Annotated in this window: 15 protein-coding genes; 8 read left to right on the top strand and 7 right to left on the bottom strand. The window is 59.2% G+C overall.

Annotated features, from left to right (window positions below):
• Positions 1-71 precede the first annotated feature (71 nt).
• From E5K00_RS19005 to E5K00_RS18980, 6 genes are all read right to left on the bottom strand, one after another.
• Entirely contained in the window at positions 72-1,400 is a 1,329-nt protein-coding gene (locus E5K00_RS19005; RefSeq protein WP_135464851.1) for a quinol:cytochrome C oxidoreductase, read from the bottom strand.
• A gap of 2 nt (positions 1,401-1,402) precedes the next feature.
• Complete coding sequence (locus E5K00_RS19000) at positions 1,403-2,125, bottom strand: c-type cytochrome (RefSeq protein ID WP_135464850.1); 723 nt, start codon at positions 2,123-2,125, stop codon at positions 1,403-1,405.
• Positions 2,125-2,649, bottom strand: coding sequence for a DUF3341 domain-containing protein (locus tag E5K00_RS18995; protein WP_135464849.1), 525 nt, complete (start codon positions 2,647-2,649; stop codon positions 2,125-2,127). The genes E5K00_RS19000 and E5K00_RS18995 overlap by 1 nt, the downstream gene beginning before the upstream one ends.
• Entirely contained in the window at positions 2,642-4,099 is a 1,458-nt protein-coding gene (nrfD, locus tag E5K00_RS18990; RefSeq protein ID WP_245328345.1) for an NrfD/PsrC family molybdoenzyme membrane anchor subunit, read from the bottom strand. The genes E5K00_RS18995 and nrfD overlap by 8 nt, the downstream gene beginning before the upstream one ends.
• A 111-nt stretch (positions 4,100-4,210) precedes the next feature.
• A complete protein-coding gene (locus tag E5K00_RS18985; RefSeq protein ID WP_135464848.1) occupies positions 4,211-7,237 on the bottom strand; it encodes a TAT-variant-translocated molybdopterin oxidoreductase in 3,027 nt (1,008 codons plus the stop codon).
• 155 nt (positions 7,238-7,392) lie between these two features.
• Positions 7,393-8,679, bottom strand: coding sequence for a c-type cytochrome (locus E5K00_RS18980; RefSeq protein WP_245328344.1), 1,287 nt, complete (start codon positions 8,677-8,679; stop codon positions 7,393-7,395).
• Positions 8,680-9,125: 446 nt separating this feature from the next.
• On the opposite strand from E5K00_RS18980, the gene rpsF reads away from it, so the two are divergent.
• The 5 genes from rpsF (at position 9,126) to priA (ending at position 15,426) form a co-directional block, all read left to right on the top strand.
• Positions 9,126-9,503: a 30S ribosomal protein S6 gene (rpsF, locus tag E5K00_RS18975; protein WP_135464846.1), complete on the top strand. Its 378-nt coding sequence runs from the start codon at positions 9,126-9,128 to the stop codon at positions 9,501-9,503.
• Between the two features lie 4 nt (positions 9,504-9,507).
• A complete protein-coding gene (gene rpsR / locus E5K00_RS18970) occupies positions 9,508-9,759 on the top strand; it encodes a 30S ribosomal protein S18 (protein ID WP_100338887.1) in 252 nt (83 codons plus the stop codon).
• Between the two features lie 21 nt (positions 9,760-9,780).
• On the top strand, positions 9,781-10,224 hold the full coding sequence (rplI, locus tag E5K00_RS18965; protein ID WP_100338886.1) for a 50S ribosomal protein L9: 444 nt from the start codon (positions 9,781-9,783) through the stop codon (positions 10,222-10,224).
• 303 nt (positions 10,225-10,527) lie between these two features.
• Complete coding sequence (locus E5K00_RS23225; RefSeq protein ID WP_135464845.1) at positions 10,528-12,657, top strand: GSCFA domain-containing protein; 2,130 nt, start codon at positions 10,528-10,530, stop codon at positions 12,655-12,657.
• Positions 12,658-12,888: 231 nt separating this feature from the next.
• Positions 12,889-15,426, top strand: coding sequence for a replication restart helicase PriA (gene priA, locus E5K00_RS18955; protein WP_135464844.1), 2,538 nt, complete (start codon positions 12,889-12,891; stop codon positions 15,424-15,426).
• A gap of 92 nt (positions 15,427-15,518) precedes the next feature.
• On the opposite strand, the gene E5K00_RS18950 is transcribed toward priA, so the two are convergent.
• A complete protein-coding gene (locus E5K00_RS18950; RefSeq protein ID WP_135464843.1) occupies positions 15,519-16,094 on the bottom strand; it encodes a hypothetical protein in 576 nt (191 codons plus the stop codon).
• A 244-nt stretch (positions 16,095-16,338) separates the two neighbouring features.
• Between E5K00_RS18950 and E5K00_RS18945 the strand changes: the two genes are divergently transcribed.
• The 3 genes from E5K00_RS18945 to E5K00_RS18935 all read left to right on the top strand — a co-directional run bounded on the left by E5K00_RS18945 (position 16,339) and on the right by E5K00_RS18935 (position 18,861).
• Entirely contained in the window at positions 16,339-17,118 is a 780-nt protein-coding gene (locus E5K00_RS18945; RefSeq protein WP_135464842.1) for a class I SAM-dependent methyltransferase, read from the top strand.
• A gap of 78 nt (positions 17,119-17,196) precedes the next feature.
• Positions 17,197-18,429, top strand: coding sequence for an S-adenosylmethionine:tRNA ribosyltransferase-isomerase (locus E5K00_RS18940; RefSeq protein ID WP_135464841.1), 1,233 nt, complete (start codon positions 17,197-17,199; stop codon positions 18,427-18,429).
• Between the two features lie 114 nt (positions 18,430-18,543).
• The gene (locus E5K00_RS18935) at positions 18,544-18,861 is read left to right on the top strand and encodes a hypothetical protein (protein WP_135464840.1); all 318 of its coding nucleotides are present in this window, start codon (positions 18,544-18,546) and stop codon (positions 18,859-18,861) included.
• Positions 18,862-18,920: the final 59 nt, after the last annotated feature.

Below are 18,920 nucleotides of genomic sequence, written 5' to 3'. Positions count from 1 at the left end.
TGAGAGGTTAGAAGTGAGAGTTCCGTTACACATTACAGTCTAACTTCTCACTTCTCAATACTCATGTCTAATTAAGTCGTGTGGTGCACGCTTTCGTCCAGGAACGGGTGATTCACCGGTACCAGGGAGGCTTGCGCCAAGCGCTTGGTAAACAGAATCAGGAAGCTGCCCAGGAAAATCAGCGCAACGCCAATCTCTATGATGAACCCATTCTCGCCCTTCATAGTTGCAGGCTCCAGCATTAAGTAGAAGTCCGACCAGTGGCCAATCAGAATGGCGATGCTCACGATTTTGAGCATGATCATCTGGCGCTTGGCATCGCGGCGCATCAGCACCAGGAACGGGAAGACGAAGTTGATAACCAGGTTGCCAAAGAACATCCAGGTATAGGCACCATTGAAGCCGCCCAGACGCTGGTTGAAGTACACGGCTTCTTCGGGCAGGTTGGCGTACCAGATCAGCATGAACTGCGAGAACCATACGTAGGTCCAGAAGATGCTGAAGCCGAACATGAACTTGCCCAGATCGTGCAGGTGGTTGGCGTTTACAAACTTCAGGTAACCGGCTTGCTTCAGATAGATAGCAGTCAGAGTAGTTACGGCAATGCCCGATACCCACCAGGAGGCGAATACGTACCAGCCGAACATGGTCGAGAACCAGTGCACGTCAACCGACATCACCCAGTCCCAGGCCGACATCGACGAGGTAACGGCGTAGAGCACCAGGAACAGGGCCGCTACGTTGATGCTTTTGTGGAAATACTCGGTACCGCCGTTCAGGTCTTCGGCCAAGGAGAGCTTGCGCAGCCGCTCGGTGAAGAACCACCAGATGCCCAGGTATACGACCATGCGAATCAGGTAGAAAGGCATGTTCAGAAAACCACTCTTGCCTGCAATGATGGCATCGTAGTTTTCCGACTTGGGGTCCATTATACCATCGTGGGTCCAGTGGAACAGGTCGTGACGACCCACGAAGAATACAATCAGGAAGATGGCGAGGCCAGGCAGCAGCCAGGCGCTCATAGCTTCGTTGATGCGCTTAATTACTACCGACCAGCCGGCGTAGGCTACGTACTGCAGCGCGACGAAGAAGGTACCGATAGCCGACACGCCCACGAAGAATACGTTGTTGTGCCACAGGCTCACCAATAGGCGCTTCAGCCATACCGGGCTGCCTTCGTGGTGAGCGGCGCCAGCGCCAGCCTCCGGACCAGCCGCGTGAGCTGCGCCGTGGGCTGCACCAGCAGCTTCGTGTCCGCCGCCGTAGAAGGCGGCCATAATCAGGCCGATTGCCAGCACTACGACACCGGCAACGATAATGCCGATGAAGGTTCTGCGGGTTTTCGGCGAAAGCTCCAGGTATTCAGCCGTGGCGCTTTCATGATGCGTCAGAGTTGCCATAGTTAGTTCGCCGTTCCGTTTCGTGCCTGGTCACCTTGACCGGGAGTAGTTGATGCTTTGTCTGCCTGAGCTTCCAGCGTGGGAGCCTGGGTAGCGCGGTCCGTCATCTGGGTCGAGTCGTTGCTCGTCTTCACCAGATCAGCCAATCCATCGGGGCCTTTGCCTTGCTGCAGCACGCGGACGTACATAGCAATTTTCCAGCGCTCCTCGGGGTTTACGATGGAGCCGTGGGGCATCATGCGGTTTTTACCCCACTGAATCACGTGGTACACGTGGGCATCGTTCATCGTCTTGTAAGCGCCGACCGTGTAGTTCGGCACGCCTTTGAACTTGGCACCTACCGGACCCTGGCCATCACCCTGCTCACCGTGGCAGTGGGAGCAAATGCGGGTATACAGCACCTTTCCTTCTTCTAGGTTGGCTTTGGTGTAAGCGTAAGGATTACGCAAACGACGCTCAGCAGTGCCGACGCTGTCTTTGGGAACGTGGGAGTAGTAATTGAGCTTACCGCGGGGTACCGTGCCCACTACCGGAGTGCGCTCATTGATACCCATGGGGTTCACCGTGTTGGTATTGACCTGGCGCAGCGGGTCGTACGGAATCGATTCGTACATCTGCGGCGCATACTCCAAGCCCGTGTCATCAGCCTTGTTACAAGCTGTAGTCAGCACCGAGGCAAATAGAATAGCCGACGCTTGCAGACCTAGTTTCAGCGTGTGCGTCATTAGTTCTTAGTCATTTCTTTTTCGTTCACCTCCGAGGCGCCGTTCTCGCGCAGCAGCTTGCTCAGGTTGTTGAGGTCAGTGCTTTCGTTGATCTCAATGGCCATCACGAACTTGTCGTCCGTCGAGCGTACGTCCAGCACCGGGGTTCTCCAGCGGGGGTAGAGCTTGCTAATCGTGTAGAAGGTAATTACCATGCCGTGGCAGGTAAAGAACACCGTCAATTCGAAGGATACTGGAATGAAGGCGGGCAGCGCAATGTGGGGCTTACCACCGATAATCATGGGCCAGTCGAAGCCGAGCATGTAGATCTGCATCCACAGGGCGAAGGCCAAACCACAGCAGCCATAGAAGAAGGCGGCAATTGGCAAGCGCGACCGTTCGATACCCAGAGCATCATCGATGCCGTGAATGGGGAACGGGGTAAACACTTCGTAGATTTTGACGCCCGCCGCGCGGACGTTCTCAATGGCGTGCATCAGCACGTCTTCGTCGTCGAAGATGCCGAGGGCGAAGCGCTTAGTCATGCTTGTTGTAGTTTACCGGAGCAGTGGCAGGCACTCCGTGGGTGGTTGGCTTGTGAATCAGGTCGTGGTGCGGGTCGTGACCGGTGTAGGTCGGACCGTTATCCACCGTGTATTTCAGCACGGTCTTCACTTCAGCCATGTTTACCACGGGGAAGAACTTGGCGAAGAGCAGGAACAGCGTGAAGAACAAGCCCAGCGTACCCACATAGATACCGATATCGATAATCGTGGGCGAGAACATTACCCAGCTCGAAGGCAGGTAGTCGCGGTGCAGCGAGGTTACAATAATTACGAAACGCTCGAACCACATCCCGATGTTTACAATGATTGACAGCACGAAAGTCAGCGGGATGCTGTAGCGTACTTTGCGAATCCACACCAGCTGAGGCGTAATTACGTTGCAAGTCATCATCGACCAGTAGGCCCACCAGTAAGGACCGGTAGCGCGGTTGATGAAGGCGTACTGCTCGAACTCAACCTGCGAATACCAGGCGATGAAGAACTCGGTGATGTAAGCCACCCCTACGATCGAGCCGGTGATCATCATGATTTTGTTCATGAGAGCAATGTGCTCCATCGTGATGTAATCTTCCAGCTTAAATACTACCCGGGTGATAAGCATCAGGGTCAGTACCATGGCGAAGCCCGAGAAGATAGCCCCGGCCACGAAGTAGGGAGGGAAGATGGTGGTGTGCCAGCCCGGAACAACCGAGGTTGCAAAGTCCATCGATACAATGGTGTGTACCGACAGTACCAACGGGGTCGAAACACCGGCCAGAATCAGCGACACCGTTTCGTAACGGCTCCAGTGCTTGGCCGAACCCGTCCAGCCCATGCTCAGTAGCGAGTAGGCTACTTTGGCAATCGGACCTTTAGCCCGGTCGCGGATAGTAGCGAAGTCAGGCACCAGACCCGTGTACCAGAACACCAGCGACACGGTGAAGTAGGTCGAGATGGCGAATACGTCCCACAGCAGCGGCGAATTGAAGTTCACCCACAGCGAGCCGAAGGTGTTTTGCAGGGGGAACACCCAGTAGGCGAGCCACGGACGGCCCATGTGCAGTACCGGGAACATGGCGGCGCAGATTACGGCGAAGATCGTCATAGCTTCTGCGGCGCGGTTGATGGAGCTCCGCCACTTCTGACGGAACAGCAGCAGAACTGCCGAAATCAGGGTGCCGGCGTGACCGATACCTACCCACCATACGAAGTTGGTGATGTCCCAGGCCCAGCCGACAGTTTTGTTCAGACCCCACTCTCCGATACCGTACCACAGGGTGCGGTATACTGAGTAGAGGAAGACACCGAGGAAAAAGAGCGCAACGCTCAGGGCGGCCATCCACCGAACATTCGGGGCGGCTTCTACCTGGCGGCACACGTCTTGAGTGACGTCGTGGTACGATTTCCCCCCGGTTACGAGCGGCTCCCGTACAGGCGATACGTGCTGCATAGTTTTTATTGGTTAGTTGGGGTCTTGGGAATGTAGGGTCTCTCGTCTGTTCTGAACCAGTGGTCGGGACAGCTCCCCTACCCTACGTTCCTAAGATCCTTGACCCTGTGATTAAGCGTTGCGAACTTCAGTTTCCGTGTTCCGGATCTTGGTCAGATACGTGATGTTAGGCTGCACGTTGATGGCATCCAGCACGTGGAAGCCCCGCTCGCCATCCTCGCGGCGCATGATCTTCGAGATCTGCGACTCGGGGTCACGCATGTCACCGAATACGATGGCTTGGGTGGGGCACGACTGCGCGCAGGCGGTTACCACTTCTCCATCCTTCGGACGGCGCTTCTGCTTCTTGGCTTCCAGCTTACCGAGCTGAATGCGCTGCACGCAGAACGAGCACTTTTCCATCACACCCCGAGCCCGAACGGTTACGTCAGGGTTCAGGACCATGCGGCCCAGGTCGGTGAACATGTGGCCGTTCACGTCTTCGAACTTCTCGTTGGAGTAGTACGAGAACCAGTTAAAGCGGCGAACCTTATAAGGGCAGTTATTAGCGCAGTAGCGGGTACCCACGCAGCGGTTGTAGGTCATCTGGTTGAGACCTTCCGAGCTGTGAGTGGTAGCCAGTACGGGGCACACCGTTTCGCAGGGAGCGTGGTTGCAGTGCTGGCAGAGCATCGGCTGGAAAATCACCGAAGGGTTTTCCGACGGATCTTCCATGGCCGCGTAGGTGTCCAGCTTGCCTTTCTCGGCGAAATCCTCCTTGCTGGCGTCCGAGCTGTAGTAGCGGTCGATACGCATCCAGTGCATTTCGCGGCGGTTGATTACCTCCTGCTTACCGACTACGGCAACGTTGTTTTCAACCTGGCAACCAATCACGCACGAGCCGCAGCCAATGCACGAGTTGAGGTCGATAACCATCCCCCAGTGGTGGTTCTTGTACTCGTAGTCCTGCCACAGCGAAACCTTGTTGGGTTTCTCTAGGCCTTCCGGCGTAGCAATCTTGTCGTACTCGGTTACCTCTTTGGGGTTTTCAATGTATTTGGCCAGCGTCGACTCCTGCACCACCGGCTTGCGGTCCATGATGGTGTGGTGGGTCTGGGTCTGGGCGATGGGCGACTGGGCACCCGTTTTTTCCAGCGTTACGGTGTTGGCGTAGAGTACCGCGTTGTCGCGTACTACGGCCAAGGGGTAAGCGTTAGCGCCTACTTTATCACCTACTTTGCCGGCCATTTCGCGGCCGTAGCCAATGGCGATGCTCACGGTATCGTTGGCCTGGCCGGGCTGAATCAGCACGGGCAGCTCAATGGATTTACCGTTGGCGGTTACTTTCACCACGTCGCCCTGCTCCCAGCCGTTTTTTACGGCCATAGCGCGCGGAACGGCTACGTAGTTGCCCCAGGTGGCTTTCGAAACCGGGTCAGGCAATTCCTGCAGCCAAGGGTTATTGGCTTCGCAGTTGCCGACGCCCACGCCTACTTTTTCGTAGAGGGCCAATTCAACACCCGAGCCTTTGGGGGCCGAGTTGATAGCGGCAATAGCCTGGTCGGCGCTCATGGCGGGAGCCGCCTGGGCGGCCGGAGCCGGCGACAGGGAGCCGACAGCCACACCGTCGTGCACGGCCTTGTCCCAGCCGGCCTGGAAGTTACCGCCCAGCAGCCCGCGCCACGAAGCGCGCAGGTAGTTGTAGTAGCTCTGCGGATTGCCAGCCCAGGTCAACAGGCTGTCTTGGGCCTGGCGGGTAGCAAACAGCGGCGAAATGGTCGGCTGGCTCAGGCTCAGGAAGCCACGTTTCGGCTCGTAGTCGTTCCACGACTCCAGGAAGTTGTGGTCGGGGCAGGCGTAGTAGCACAGCGAGGTGGTTTCGTCGAGGCGGTCGTTGAACGAGATGCTCAGCGCCACTTTGGCGATACCCGATTTTACTTTCTCCGCCAGCGGATGGTCGTAGGCGGGGTTGGCGTGGTAGAAGATGACCGCGCCAACGGTGCCGGCGTTCATGTCATTCACCAAGCGCAGCATGCGGGCATCATCGCCCTGGCGCAGCATCGACGGATTAGCCACGTCAACAGCCGCGCTGCCGAGGGCCTGGTTGATGGCGGCCACCAGCGTTTGTACCGCTACGTCGTTCGAGCCCGAAACGACCAGGCCACGGCTACCGGCCGCTTTCAGCTCGGCAGCAGCTTTCTTGAGTTGGGCCGAACCAGCAGCACCGCCGCCTACTACCCCATTGTACAGGGCCAGGGCAGCAGCACCCATTTCGGAAGGCTTCACCGGTACGCGGACGTCGGCGTTGGAGCCGGTCAGCGACAGGGCCGTTTCGAACTGGAAGTGGCGCGACATGGTCTTCTTGTCGGCCGATACTTTCCGGTTGGTGATATACTGACGAGCATACTCAACCGGCGACAGCCACGTGCCGAGGAAATCGGCGCCCAGGCTTACGATAACGGCAGCTTTGCTGAAATCGTAGGAAGGCAGCACCCCGCCGTTGGCCCGCAGCAATGCCGACTGCGAGTTGGCGTCGTACATCACGTGCTCCGTGTTGGGGTAACGCGAGGCAAACTCAGCAATTACCTTCTTGGTGCTGGGGCTGATGATGGTCGGCGACACGATGGCAATACGACCGGTAACGCCGGCCAGCTTCGTGCGAATCTCCTGGTCAACCTGGTCGGTAGCGGCTTTCTTGCCTTTGATGGCGAAGTGCTGCAGACGGCCTTTGTCGTAGAGGCCCAGAACCGAAGCCTGCGCCCGGGCCGACAGGCCACCGCGGGTGATAGGCGACTCGGGGTTGCCTTCCAGCTTGATGGGCCGGCCCTCACGGGTTTTCACCAACACGCTGTTGTAGTCGGTGCCGGTGAAATAGGTGGAGGCGTAAAAGTTGGCAATACCCGGATCAACCTCTTCAGGCTTGTTGAGGTAGGGAATTGCCTTGCGGACCGGGGTTTCGCAGCTTGCCAAGGTGGCAGCGGCAATACCAAAGCCCATGAGTTTGAGGAAGTCGCGACGCGGGGCTACCGCGGCGTCGGAAGAGCCGTGGGATTCCTTCACCGGCAGAAAATCCGCAAACTCGCTGAACGCGCCTTTTACGAACTCCGGTGAGCTTTCCAGTTCCTCAATTCCCTTCCAGTACTTAGGCGACTCTTGCATCGTGTTTTTTGGGGACTAGGGTCTTAGGGACTTAGCGACTTGGATTCAGGTCCGGTAAGTCTCTAAGTTGGTATGCTTGTGTTGAAGAAGAAAACAGGTCTTAGGCGCGCCGGAGGCAGCGGCTGCTGGGCTCCGGGCACCTAAGACCTAGTATGCTAGTAGTGGCACTTCGAGCACTCCGTGCCGCCGTTCGACGATACCGTGAACGGTGCAGCACCGTTGGCTTTGTCGTGGAGCTTCACCAGGTTCGAGTAGTAGCCGTTGCCCTTCGTGTTGAGGGGAGTTTCGCGGTGGCAGTTGATGCACCAGCCCATGGTCAGGGGCGAGTACTGGTATACCACTTCCATGTTCTGGATCGGACCGTGGCAGGTCTGGCACTCAATGCCGCCCACCTGGGTGTGCTGCGAGTGGTTGAAGTACGCCAGGTCGGGCAGGTTGTGGATCCGCACCCACTGAATCGGCTGCTTGCGCTCGATGGCGCGGTAGATCTTCTTGATTTCGGGCGACTCCGTCTTGATCTGCGAGTGGCAGTTCATGCAGATGTTGGCCGAAGGAATGTTGGCGCTCTTGCTCTTGTACACCGACGTGTGGCAGTACGAGCAGTTGATCTGGTTTTCGCCGGCGTGCAGCTTGTGCGAGAAGGCAATGGGCTGGGTAGGCTGGTAGCCCTGCGACAAGCCAATGGCCATCACGCCCTGCACCGACTCATACAGTACTACCAGGGCAAACAGGCCCAGGGCCAGGCCCCGCACAACAGGCGAGCGGTAGATCTTGGCCAGGTCGAAGCGCGACTCCAGCTGCTCCACGTCGCGACCATCGAGGTCTTTACGGCCGCGCAGCACGTCCTTCATGATGTTGGCGATGATAACCAGCGTTACCACCAGCACCAGCAGCACTACTACCAAGACAATCAGCAGGATATCCATCGTGCTGCTGCTGGCAGTGGCACCGGCATCGGCCGTAGTGGTGTTGTCACCATCGGTTTTAGCAACGTTTTCTTTCGAAACACCACCACCGGGAGCCTTGCCACTCTCGTCCGTTACGTAAGAGATAATCGAGGTGATTTCAGCGTCGGAGAGCTGGAAGCTCGGCATCTGCTGCTTCTGGTACTGGTTGAAGATCTTCACCGCGTACTCGTCGCCGCTGGCAACAACTTTGCTGGAGTTCTTGATCCACGGAATCAACCAGGAAACCGGCCGGCGCTTGGTAATATCACGCAGGGCGGGACCCACGACCACGTCATTGATGGCGTGGCACTGGGCGCAGTTCTGGGTGAAGAGGGCGGCACCGGCGCTAATAGCGGCGGCATCACCAGTGGTAGCACCCGCAGCGGCGGCTGGGGCGGCGGCGGCAGTAGAGCCGGGCGTCACGCCATCCTTGCTAGCTTCCGGTGCAGTGGCAACCGGGGCTGCTGCTCCTTGCTGGGCGGTGGAATTACCCACGGCAGCAAATGTCAGAAACAGCGCTAGAAAGAAGTGGGAAAGTGGACGAAGTCGGATGCTATTCATAGCACAATGTGACTGGGGAAAAGAAAGGCAGGGGTACTTCAAGGCCACAAATGTAGGTCGGGAAACGCAGACCGCAAACCTGCCCGAGCTAATTTTCGCCCCTGGCAGCTTGCTTAGAATCATTCTAAAAACCGTTCAGCGCGTCTCCTTATATAATAGGAATACACGATGATCCTCCACCCATGAGCCTTGTCCCCTCCCCGATTAATACTACTCCTACTGCTAACTTGTCTTAGCTTCAAAGGTTTGGCTTTGCTTCTAACTCAAGCAGTTATTTCGCGGATAAACAGAAATTTATAGCCGGCTTTGAGTATAACCCCGGATAAATAGTATCTTTGCGCCCTGATTCATTTTTTCATTTAATTTTTTCATCCCGTCTAATGGAAGTAAGAAATTACGAGACGGTCTTCATCCTGACTCCCGTGCTGAACGAGACGCAGGTGCAAGAGACGATCGAGAAGTTCTCGCAGGTGCTTAAGGAAAATAGCGCCGACATTATCCACTCCGAAAACTGGGGCCTCAAGAAGTTGGCTTACCCCATCCAGAAGAAAAACACCGGATACTATTTCCTGGTGGAGTTCACTGGCTCAGGTAACATCGTTGACGTACTCGAGCTGGCGTTCCGCCGCGACGAGCGTGTCATCCGCTTCCTGACGACCGTTCTCGACAAGCACGCGGTGGCTTACAGCCAGCGTCGTCGCAATGGCGAGATGAACCAGCAGAAGGCCCAAAAACAATCGGAAGCCGTAGCCCAGTAAGACCATGAGCCTAGCCAACGAGAAAATCCACAAGCAGGATACCCGTAAGAAATACTGCCGCTTCAAGAAGAACGGCATTAAATACGTGGACTACAAAGACCCGAACTTCCTGCTGAAGTTCGTGAACGAGCAGGGCCGCATTCTGCCCCGTCGTATCACCGGCACCAGCCTGAAATTCCAGCGCAAAATTGCCCAAGCCGTGGCCAAAGCCCGTCACTTGGCCTTGATGCCCTACGTAACCGATTCGTTGAAGTAAACCTTTCTTACAGAGACTGACATGGAAGTAATTCTGAAAGACGACGTAAAGAACCTGGGCTACAAGAACGACATCGTTACTGTAAAGCCTGGCTACGGCCGTAACTACCTGCTGCCGCAGGGTCTGGCCATGCTGGCCGACAAGACCAACAAGAAGATCGTTGCCGAGAACGTACGTCAGGCTGCTCACAAAGCCGACAAGATCAAAGGTGACGCGCAGGCCATTGCCGACAAAATCGGGGATGCCGCTTTCGAAATCAAAGCCAAAGTGGGCGAAACCGGCAAGATTTTCGGCCGCGTGACCACCCTGCAGCTGGCCGAGGCTCTGAAAGCCAAGGGCGTAGACGTAGACCGCAAGCGTATCTCCTTCGACCAGGAGCCTGCGTCGGCTGGTGAGTACACGGCTACCATCAACCTGCACAAAGAAGTGAAGCACCAGGTGCGCTTCAACGTAGTAGCTGAGTAAGCTACTGCCGCTTCGATACAAGAAAAGCCTGACTACCGCGGTAGTCAGGCTTTTTTGCTATTTGCTAGCCGGAATTTTATAGCCGGTAGCGCCGGTCTGTTCCGAACAGATCGAAAAAGGGAAACGTCTTCTTGGTGAGAGGTGTATACCTTTACCGGTGGGAAGACAAAAGGTGCCGCCTGCCCGGCGGCCCGCTTTCCCGGCCCTTGCGCCGCACTTTTCGCGGGGGCTCGTTTTGGCTGAGAGAACAGAGTTGAGTAGGTTGCCTGTTCGTTGGCCGTTGTCAGGCCTTATATCTAAAGAATGTTTCGTACTGAATTACCGCTTACGCCGCACCCGCACCAACTGCCGCTCTCGACCCGGGTGCTGACCGTAGGCTCCTGCTTTTCGGATACCATCGGGAGCCGTCTGGCGGCGGCTAAGGTATCGACCCTGGTCAACCCGTTTGGCACCGTATTCAACCCTTTGTCGGCGTGCCAGCTGCTTCGCGCGGCCGCCGGCGAAGACATGGACTGGCAGCAGCACCTGGTGGAAGCCCGGGGCCGCTGGCAGAGCTACGACCTCCACGCCACCATCGGGGCCGATTCGCCCGTGACCTTGCTGCAGCGCATTCAGGGCCTGCTGCAGGAAGTTGGCGCATTTCTGGCCCAAACCGACGTGGTGGTCCTGACGCTGGGCACGGCCTACGCCTACCGGCTGCTGGAAACCGACGAGGTGGTGAACAACTGTCACAAGGTGCCCGCCGACCGGTTCGAGAAAGTGCTGCTGACGCCCGACGAGATTATCAACGCCGTGGCGGAAACCCACGCCTACCTGCGGCGGGCCAACCCCAAGCTGCGCTTTATTCTGACGGTAAGCCCGGTGCGCCACCTGAAAGATACGCTGCCGCTGAACTCGGTCAGCAAGTCGGTGCTGCGCGTGGCCTGCCACTACCTGAGCGAGCTGCTGCCCGACGTATCGTACTTTCCGGCCTACGAGCTGCTGCTGGACGATTTGCGCGACTACCGCTTCTACGCGGCCGACATGCTGCATCCGTCCGAAACGGCGGAGAACTACATCTGGGAACGGTTTACCCGCACGTACTTCGACCCGGCTTTCGGGCGCTTCCGCAAGGAATGGGAGTCGGTGCGGCAGGCGCTGGGCCACCGGCCGCTGTATCCGGAGGCGCCGGAGCACCGCGAGTTTCTGGAAGCTACCCTGGGCCGCCTGCACCGGCTGGCTGGGCAAGCCGATATCCGGGCCGAAATAGCGGAAGTAGAGCGGCAACTGGCGGAGCTGCCCCTGCCCAAGCCGCAGGCAGTACCCGAACCGGAGCCCGACGACGATGAGGAACGCATTGATATCGGGGAGGTGCAGCAGCCGCTACGTCGGGCAGAAGCCGAGGCGGCGCCTGTCATTACCGCGCCGCGCGTCAGCACCCCAGCGCCTTTGCCGGCAGCGCCGTTAGTAGTCGAGGAGGACGAAGATCAGGAAGAAGAAACGGCCGACGACGAGCCCGAAGGCAACGAGCTGGCCGCCGAAGCTCCGGCATTTCCTAAAAAGAAGCGCCGCAGCCGGGGTGGCGCCAAGCGGACGGCCCGTAAGAAGGCGGCTCAGCTGTATGCCCAGCAGCTAGCCGAAGCCGCCGGCAGCGTTACCACGCAGGAAGAGGTGGCCGCACCGGCGGCGGAAGAAGCACCGGTAGCAGCTGAGCCCGTGGCGCCCGAAGCGGCAGTGCAGCTCGAAGAGCCGGCCCCGGCCCCAGTGGCCGTGACCACGCCGGAAATTGAGGTTCCTAGTGTTCCGGTCGCGCCGGTAGCCACGCCGCGCCCCGTTCCCAGGGCTGCAGTTGCCGCTCCGAACGTTGACTGGCTACAACCAATGGACGAACCCGAGTCGGAACAAGCTCCGAAGCCGAAGCGCGAACCGTATACCCGGACCAAAGCGGCACGGCAGCCGGCCGAGAAAAAGCCCCGGGCGACGAAAGACCGGATTATTACCACTCCGCCCCGTAGCTCCCGCCGCAAGCCCGCTCCGCTGTATGCCGAGCCTATTCCAGAAGCTGAAGCGCCAGCTGTGGAAGCAGTACCGACAGACACTATAGCCCCGGTGGAAGTAGCTGCTACGGTACCGGCAGAAGTCGTTTCTGCTGCGCCAGTGGCAGCCACGCCGGTGGCAGCTGCGCCGGAAGCAGAAACAGCACCCGTCGTTGCGGTTTCGGTGGACGAGGTAGCGCCGCAAGCCGTACCGGAAGCCGCCCAGCCCGAGCCCAAGAAACGAAGCCGGGCAAAAGCCGCCCCCCGCGCAAAGGCCACGCCCAAAGCTGCTGCCCCCGTGCCCACCCCGGCTCCGGAAACGGCACCCGCCGCGGAAGAGCCCAAAGCTGCCCCGAAGAAGCGCAGCCGGCCACCCCGCAAAAAACCGGCGGCCGACGAAACGCCCCCGGCATCATAACCCAAAACCCGGCCCTGGTGGCCGGGTTTTGCATTTCTGGCCGGAACTGTAGGCTCTAGGTGGCACCAGCGGCTGCCGGAGCTGCAATTCACGGCCAGTAGTCAATTGGTATTGGATACCAACTTTTATCCGTTGGTCCTGACCCAGATAAGCGGAAATGGTTTGGGCCGGGAAACCTGCGGCCCGCAATTCGGCTTACCTTTGCGGTCCTGTTGTTAGCTGATCTGTCCGTTGAGCCTTTCCTTTGACTTTGCCCAGCCGGAAGCCGCCGGTGCCGACCGCGTCACGCTGTTCGTGGACGTGATTCTGCCCCTGCCGCTGCCCAAGCTGTATACCTACCGCGTGCCCTACGAGATGAACGACGAGGTCGTCATCGGGGGCCGCGTGATTGTGCAGTTCGGGGCCAAGAAAACGCTCAGCTGCATCGTGGCCGCCGTGCACGAAACGCCGCCAGCCCAGTACCAGGCCAAGTATATCCTGGAGTTTATCGACGACGCGCCCGTAGTGACCCAGGCCCAGCTGAAGCTGTTTCGCTGGATGGCCGACTACTACATGTGCACCCTGGGCGAGGTTATCAATGCCGCGTTGCCTTCCGCCCTGAAGCTCAGCTCGGAGTCGCGCATTCAGCTGCACCCGGCCTTCGAGCCCGAAAACAACCCTTACCCGCTCAGCGAGCAGGAAGAGAAAATCGTGGCCGTGCTCAGCTCCGAGGATGGCAAGGCGCTGACGTTTACGGAGGTGGGCGACCTGCTCGGCAACGCCAACTTTCACAAGGTTATCAAATCCTTGATTCAGAAGGACGTCATCTTTCTGTTTGAGCACCTGGCCGACAAGTATTCGCCTAAAGTGGTGAAGAAAGTGCGCCTGGCCCACCACTTTGTAGAGGAAAACGTGCTGGAGGAGCTGTTTGCCAAGATGGCCAGCAAGCCCAAGCAGCTCGACGTGCTGATGCGCTACCTGCAGCGGGTGCCGGTGTACCAGAACGTGCATAGCAACCACCAGGGCATGGAAAAGGCGGCTCTGACCAGCAGCCCCCACCTCTCCCCTTCGGCGGTGAATACGCTGATCAAAAACGGCGTGCTGGAGCAGTTCGACGTGATTGTGTCGCGCTTTCCGCTGGATGATTCGCCGGAGGCCAAGATGCCGTTCACGCTGAGCGAAGCCCAGCAGGCCGCCCACGACGAGGTGCTCCGGCAGTTCGGCGAAAAGGACATCGTGTTGCTGCACGGCGTAACGGGCGCGGGCAAAACCGAAATCTACATTGAGCTGATCCGCAAGGCGCTGGAAGGCGGCGGGCAGGTGCTGTACCTGCTGCCCGAAATTGCCCTCACGGCCCAGATTGTCACCCGCCTGATGCGCGTGTTCGGCACCCGGCTGGGCGTGTACCACTCCAAGTTCTCGGACAACGAGCGGGTAGAAGTGTGGAATGGCGTGCTCTCGGGCCGCTTCCAGGTGGTGGTGGGCGTGCGCTCGGCCGTGTTTCTGCCTTTCGACAACGTTTCGCTCATCATCGTGGACGAGGAGCACGAATCGAGCTACAAGCAGTACGACCCTTCGCCGCGCTACAACGCCCGCGAAGTAGCCCTGATGATGGCCAACTTCCAGGGGGCCAAAACCCTGCTGGGCTCGGCCACGCCGGCCGTGGAAACCTACTACCAGACCCGGGCCGGGCGCTGGGGCCTGGTCACGCTCAGCAAGCGGTTTGGCGAAGCCGGTCTGCCCGAAATCGAGCTGGTGGACACCCGCAAGCAGCGCGAGGCCAAGAAGATGCTCAACCACTTCACCCCCGAACTGCTCAGCGAGATTGAGCGGAAGCTGGGCCTGAAGGAGCAGGTGATTCTGTTTCAGAACCGCCGCGGCTATTCGCCCTTCATTTCCTGCCTCGACTGCGGCTGGATTCCGAAGTGTAAGAACTGCGCCGTGAGCCTCTCCTACCACAAGCACGCCCACGAGCTGCGCTGCCACTACTGCGGCTTCCACGACCGGATGCCGGTGGAGTGCCCCGCCTGCGGCTCGCGCAACCTGAAAACCGTGGGCTTCGGCACCGAGAAGATTGAGGACGACCTCAAGATCATGCTGCCGCAGGCAAACGTGCAGCGCATGGACCTGGACACGACCCGGGCCAAGAATTCCTACCAGCAGATTATTGCCGACTTCGAGCAGCAGACGACCAACGTGCTGGTGGGCACCCAGATGGTGACCAAGGGCCTGGACTTCGCCAACGTGAGCCTGGTGGGCATCATCAACGCCGACAGCATCATCCACTACCCCGACTTCCGGGCCCACGAGCGGGCGTTCCAGATGTTTGTGCAGGTGAGTGGCCGGGCGGGGCGCAAGGGCAAGAAGGGCAAAGTCATCATCCAGACGGCCGACCCGGCCCAGGTGATTTTCGACAAGGTAATCCGCAACGACTACCTCGAATTCTACGAGTACGAAATAACTCAGCGGCGCGAGTACGGCTTTCCGCCCTTCATGCGCGTCATCCGGCTCACGGTAAAGCACGTGGATCAGCTGGTGGCCGAGCAGGCCGCTATTCTGCTGACCCAGGAACTGGTGTTCCGCCTGGGGCGCGAGGCCGTGCTGGGCCCCGAGGCCCCCTACATTTTCCGGATTCGCAACTTCTACCTACAGGAAATCACCATCAAACTCGACCGGGAACACACCGTCCTCAAGCACGCCAAGGCCCAGATACTGGAAGCCATGAACGTGGTAAAAGACCAGAAGGAATTCAAGCAGGCCCGCCTCGTAGCCGACGTGGACCCCATGTAACTCCAGGCCTTACCAAGTACAAAAAAGCCCCATCCAGATGTCTGGGTGGGGCTTTTTTGTACTTGAGCAAATGAAAACCGAAGAAGGCTCTTCTAGATTTCGTCGAGCAGGTACAGGATGATGAGGACGATACCGATGATGGCCAGAATACCACCGATCAGGCCAAAGATACCGCTGATAGGGCTCAGCAACGATATCAGCAACCCGACCAGAATCAGGATGATACCCGTGCGCAGGTTGCCGCTGAGCTTGTTGGCGCTGGCCGTTTCGCTGTGCTTTTTCACCTGGGCTTTGCGGGCCAGCTTATCGGCCTGCTTGGCTACTTTGCTTACCAGGGCGCGCTCTACCAGATTCAGCTTGCGGGCGGCGGGGGCCGGCGTAGCCACGGCAGCGGTAGTAGCCGGAGCCGCCGCGCGAGCGGCGGGGGCGGCTGGGGTAGCGGGGGCTGGCTGAGCAGCTACAGCCGGGGCTTCCGGAGCCACCACGGCCGGAGCAGCGGCCGTTTCGGGGGCTGGCGCAGGCTTCATGCTAACGGACCGGTGCTCGGTGCCGTGGTAAGAAGACGTCTGGGGCAGCATGGCGTATTCAGCCCGATTACAGCTGCTGAGCGCAACGACAGCGGCAGCAACTACCGTCAGCTTGTGTAGAAGTCCGGATACGTGTTTCATAGGGTTGAGAAAGAATGAAAGAAGGTGAAAACAGGCTTTCTACGGGCCAAAGTAGAAAGAGTGACCCGACTTTATCGTTTGGACGCTATATTTTTATCTGCCGGCACTCCGGGGCCGCCGGCTAGCGCTAGACCGGACCGGATAAAATAAGCTGACGTATACCGCGTTACGGGTAGCAGGGCAGAACGAACCCTTCCACGCGCATGGATGTTTGCCCGAACAGAGTTTATTTGCACCTGTGCGTATGAATCTTCCTTCTTCCTTACCGCTGGCATCGTGGGTGCTGGGCATTGTTCTGACCCAGGCCTGCACGCAGCCGCTGGCCGAAAGCACCGCCGCCGCCGCCGGCGAACAGCGCCGGCAGGCCCCGGTGGCCGACTCCACCGGCTACGAGATTCGCCCCCCGGCCGACCCCAACGGCATCAGCCGCTACTACCTGGGTCGGCAGATTGCCCACGTCATGGGCCACGAAGGTGCCGACTGGCTCGAACGCTCGGGCCGGCAGCAGGAAGAGGGCACCGACGTGCTGCTCAAAGCCCTGCGCCTGAAGCCCACCGACGTGGTGGCCGACATCGGGGCCGGCACCGGCTACTTCTCTTTCCGGATGAGCCCGCTGGTGCCGCAGGGCAAAGTGCTGGCCGTGGATATTCAGCCGGAAATGATAACCTACCTGCAGGAAAACAAGGACCGCAACAACGCCCCGAACGTGGAACCCGTGCTGGGTACGGTGCAGAATCCCAACCTGCCCGCCAACAGCGTCGACCTGGCCCTGATTGTGGATGCCTACCACGAGTTTGACCACCCGCGGGAGATGATGCGCGCCATCAAGACGGCGCTGAAGCCCAACGGGCGCGTGGCCCTGGCCGAATACCGCGCCGAGGATACCAAAGTGCCCATTAAGCGCATTCACAAGATGAGCGTGGAGCAGGCCCGCAAGGAAATGAAGGCCGTGGGCCTGGAGTTTATCGAAACCGTGGAAACCCTGCCCCAGCAGCACCTGATGTTTTTCCGGCGCGCGAAATAGCGTAGCCGCAGCTGGTTTGGGTCCGACTCGTACAGCGCCGCTGCATTAACCCGCAGTCGGCGCTTACCTTTGTGGTCTATGTCTGCTTTCCCCGACCCGCGCCTGCTTTCCATCCACGATTTCACTTACCAGCTTCCCGCCGGACGCATTGCCCCCGAACCCCTCCCCAACCGGGACCAGTCGCAGCTGCTGGTGTACCGCCGGGGTCAGGTGCAGGACAAGCGCTTCACCGACCTGCCGGCGGAGCTGCCCGCCGACGCGCTGCTGGTGTTCAACAACACGAAGGTGGTGCGGGCCCGGCTGTTTTGCCAGAAGCCCACGGGCGGCGTAGTCGAGCTGTTTTGCCTGGAGCCGGTAGCGCCACACCGCTCGGTGGAGCTGGCCATGCAGCAAACCGGCGGCTGCGTCTGGAAATGCCTGGTGGGCAACGGCAAACGCTGGAAGTCCGGGCCGGTGCAGGTCGAGTTCAGCGTGAACGAGCACAGCGCCGTGCTCAGCGCCGTGCGGCTCGAAACGGCCGAGGGCTACTCCCTGATTCAGTTTAGCTGGCAGCCGGCCGAGCTGCCGTTTGCCGAAATCCTGCGGGCGGCGGGCCACTTGCCGCTGCCGCCCTACCTGAACCGGGCCGATACGGAAGTGGATGCCGTGCGCTACCAAACCGTGTACGCGGCCCACGAGGGAGCCGTAGCCGCGCCCACGGCCGGCCTGCACTTCTCCGACGCAGTATTCGCCGAACTCAAGAGCCGGGGCATTGCCACCGCCGAGCTGACCTTGCACGTGGGTGCCGGCACGTTTCAGCCCGTGAAAGCCGACCGGATGGAAGGCCACCCCATGCACGCCGAGCCGATTTCGGTGAATGCCGCGCTGCTGCGCCAGCTGCTGCACCACGCCCCCCACCCTATCATTGCCGTGGGCACCACCAGCCTCCGCACGCTGGAAAGCCTCTACTGGCTGGGCGCCCGCCTGGCCCGGCAGCCCACGCTCAGCAGCCCTGACTTTCTGGTAACCCAGTGGCAGCCCTACGAAGGCGGCCCCGAAGTTTCCATGCCCGAGGCCTTACAGGCATTGCTCGACTATCTGGAGCGCACCGGCTCCGACACGATTCAGGCCACGACGCAGCTGCTGATTGCCCCCGGCTACGCGTTTCGGGTGGTGCAGGGCCTGGTCACTAACTTCCACCAGCCGGAAAGCACCCTGCTGCTGCTCGTCGCCGCACTTATCGGCCCCGACTGGCGCCGCATCTACGACCACGCCCTGGCCCACGACTACCGTTTCCTCAGCTACGGCGACAGTTCCCTGCTGCTCCCTTAGCCAATAAAGAAGGGTTCAACCTTTTCCTGAAGCTCGACTTTACGCCGAACTACAACCTATTTTATCCAGCCCGTATAAGGACCTAGAATTACCCTATTTCAAACGACTTTCCTCATGAAAAAGATAGCACTGCTACTGGGCATGGTAGCCTTTTCGTACGCCGCGCAGGCCCAGGACAATAAAACCACCATCCGTGACAACTCGACGGGCGCCAAAACCACGGCCGAAGTTCGGGACAACGGCACGGTGAAGGTAGAAAGCCGCTCGGGCCGCACCAAGGCGGGCCAGGCTGCTTACAACACCAAAGAAGACGTGAAGTACGCTGGTAAGAAAACCGGCAGCGTAGTGAAAAAAGGTGCTCAGAAAACCGGCCACGCCGTGAAGAAGGGTGCCTCCGCCGTGAAAAACAAGGCGGAAGACGTAGTTGATTAATCAATTGCGTGATTGAGCAAAAAGCCCCCGTCATTTCCATGACGGGGGCTTTTTTTGTG

Origin of the sequence: Hymenobacter aquaticus (genome assembly GCF_004765605.1) — a bacterium.
GTDB classification, from domain to species: Bacteria; Bacteroidota; Bacteroidia; order Cytophagales; family Hymenobacteraceae; genus Hymenobacter; species Hymenobacter aquaticus.
Note: the sequence above shows the minus strand (reverse complement) of the source record. Positions and strands in the feature narration are given on the sequence as shown.

Bases quoted from the DNA above. Each gene is read 5' to 3' on its own strand.
- E5K00_RS18945 (WP_135464842.1), top strand. From the start codon at position 16,339: ATGAATCTTCCTTCTTCCTTACCGCTGGCATCGTGGGTGCTGGGCATT.
- E5K00_RS19000 (WP_135464850.1), bottom strand. From the start codon at position 2,125: ATGACGCACACGCTGAAACTAGGTCTGCAAGCGTCGGCTATTCTATTT.
- E5K00_RS18935 (WP_135464840.1), top strand. From the start codon at position 18,544: ATGAAAAAGATAGCACTGCTACTGGGCATGGTAGCCTTTTCGTACGCC.
- E5K00_RS18985 (WP_135464848.1), bottom strand. From the start codon at position 7,237: ATGCAAGAGTCGCCTAAGTACTGGAAGGGAATTGAGGAACTGGAAAGC.
- E5K00_RS23225 (WP_135464845.1), top strand. From the start codon at position 10,528: ATGTTTCGTACTGAATTACCGCTTACGCCGCACCCGCACCAACTGCCG.
- E5K00_RS18940 (WP_135464841.1), top strand. From the start codon at position 17,197: ATGTCTGCTTTCCCCGACCCGCGCCTGCTTTCCATCCACGATTTCACT.
- rplI (WP_100338886.1), top strand. From the start codon at position 9,781: ATGGAAGTAATTCTGAAAGACGACGTAAAGAACCTGGGCTACAAGAAC.
- E5K00_RS18950 (WP_135464843.1), bottom strand. From the start codon at position 16,094: ATGAAACACGTATCCGGACTTCTACACAAGCTGACGGTAGTTGCTGCC.
- rpsF (WP_135464846.1), top strand. From the start codon at position 9,126: ATGGAAGTAAGAAATTACGAGACGGTCTTCATCCTGACTCCCGTGCTG.
- E5K00_RS18995 (WP_135464849.1), bottom strand. From the start codon at position 2,649: ATGACTAAGCGCTTCGCCCTCGGCATCTTCGACGACGAAGACGTGCTG.
- rpsR (WP_100338887.1), top strand. From the start codon at position 9,508: ATGAGCCTAGCCAACGAGAAAATCCACAAGCAGGATACCCGTAAGAAA.
- nrfD (WP_245328345.1), bottom strand. From the start codon at position 4,099: ATGCAGCACGTATCGCCTGTACGGGAGCCGCTCGTAACCGGGGGGAAA.
- E5K00_RS19005 (WP_135464851.1), bottom strand. From the start codon at position 1,400: ATGGCAACTCTGACGCATCATGAAAGCGCCACGGCTGAATACCTGGAG.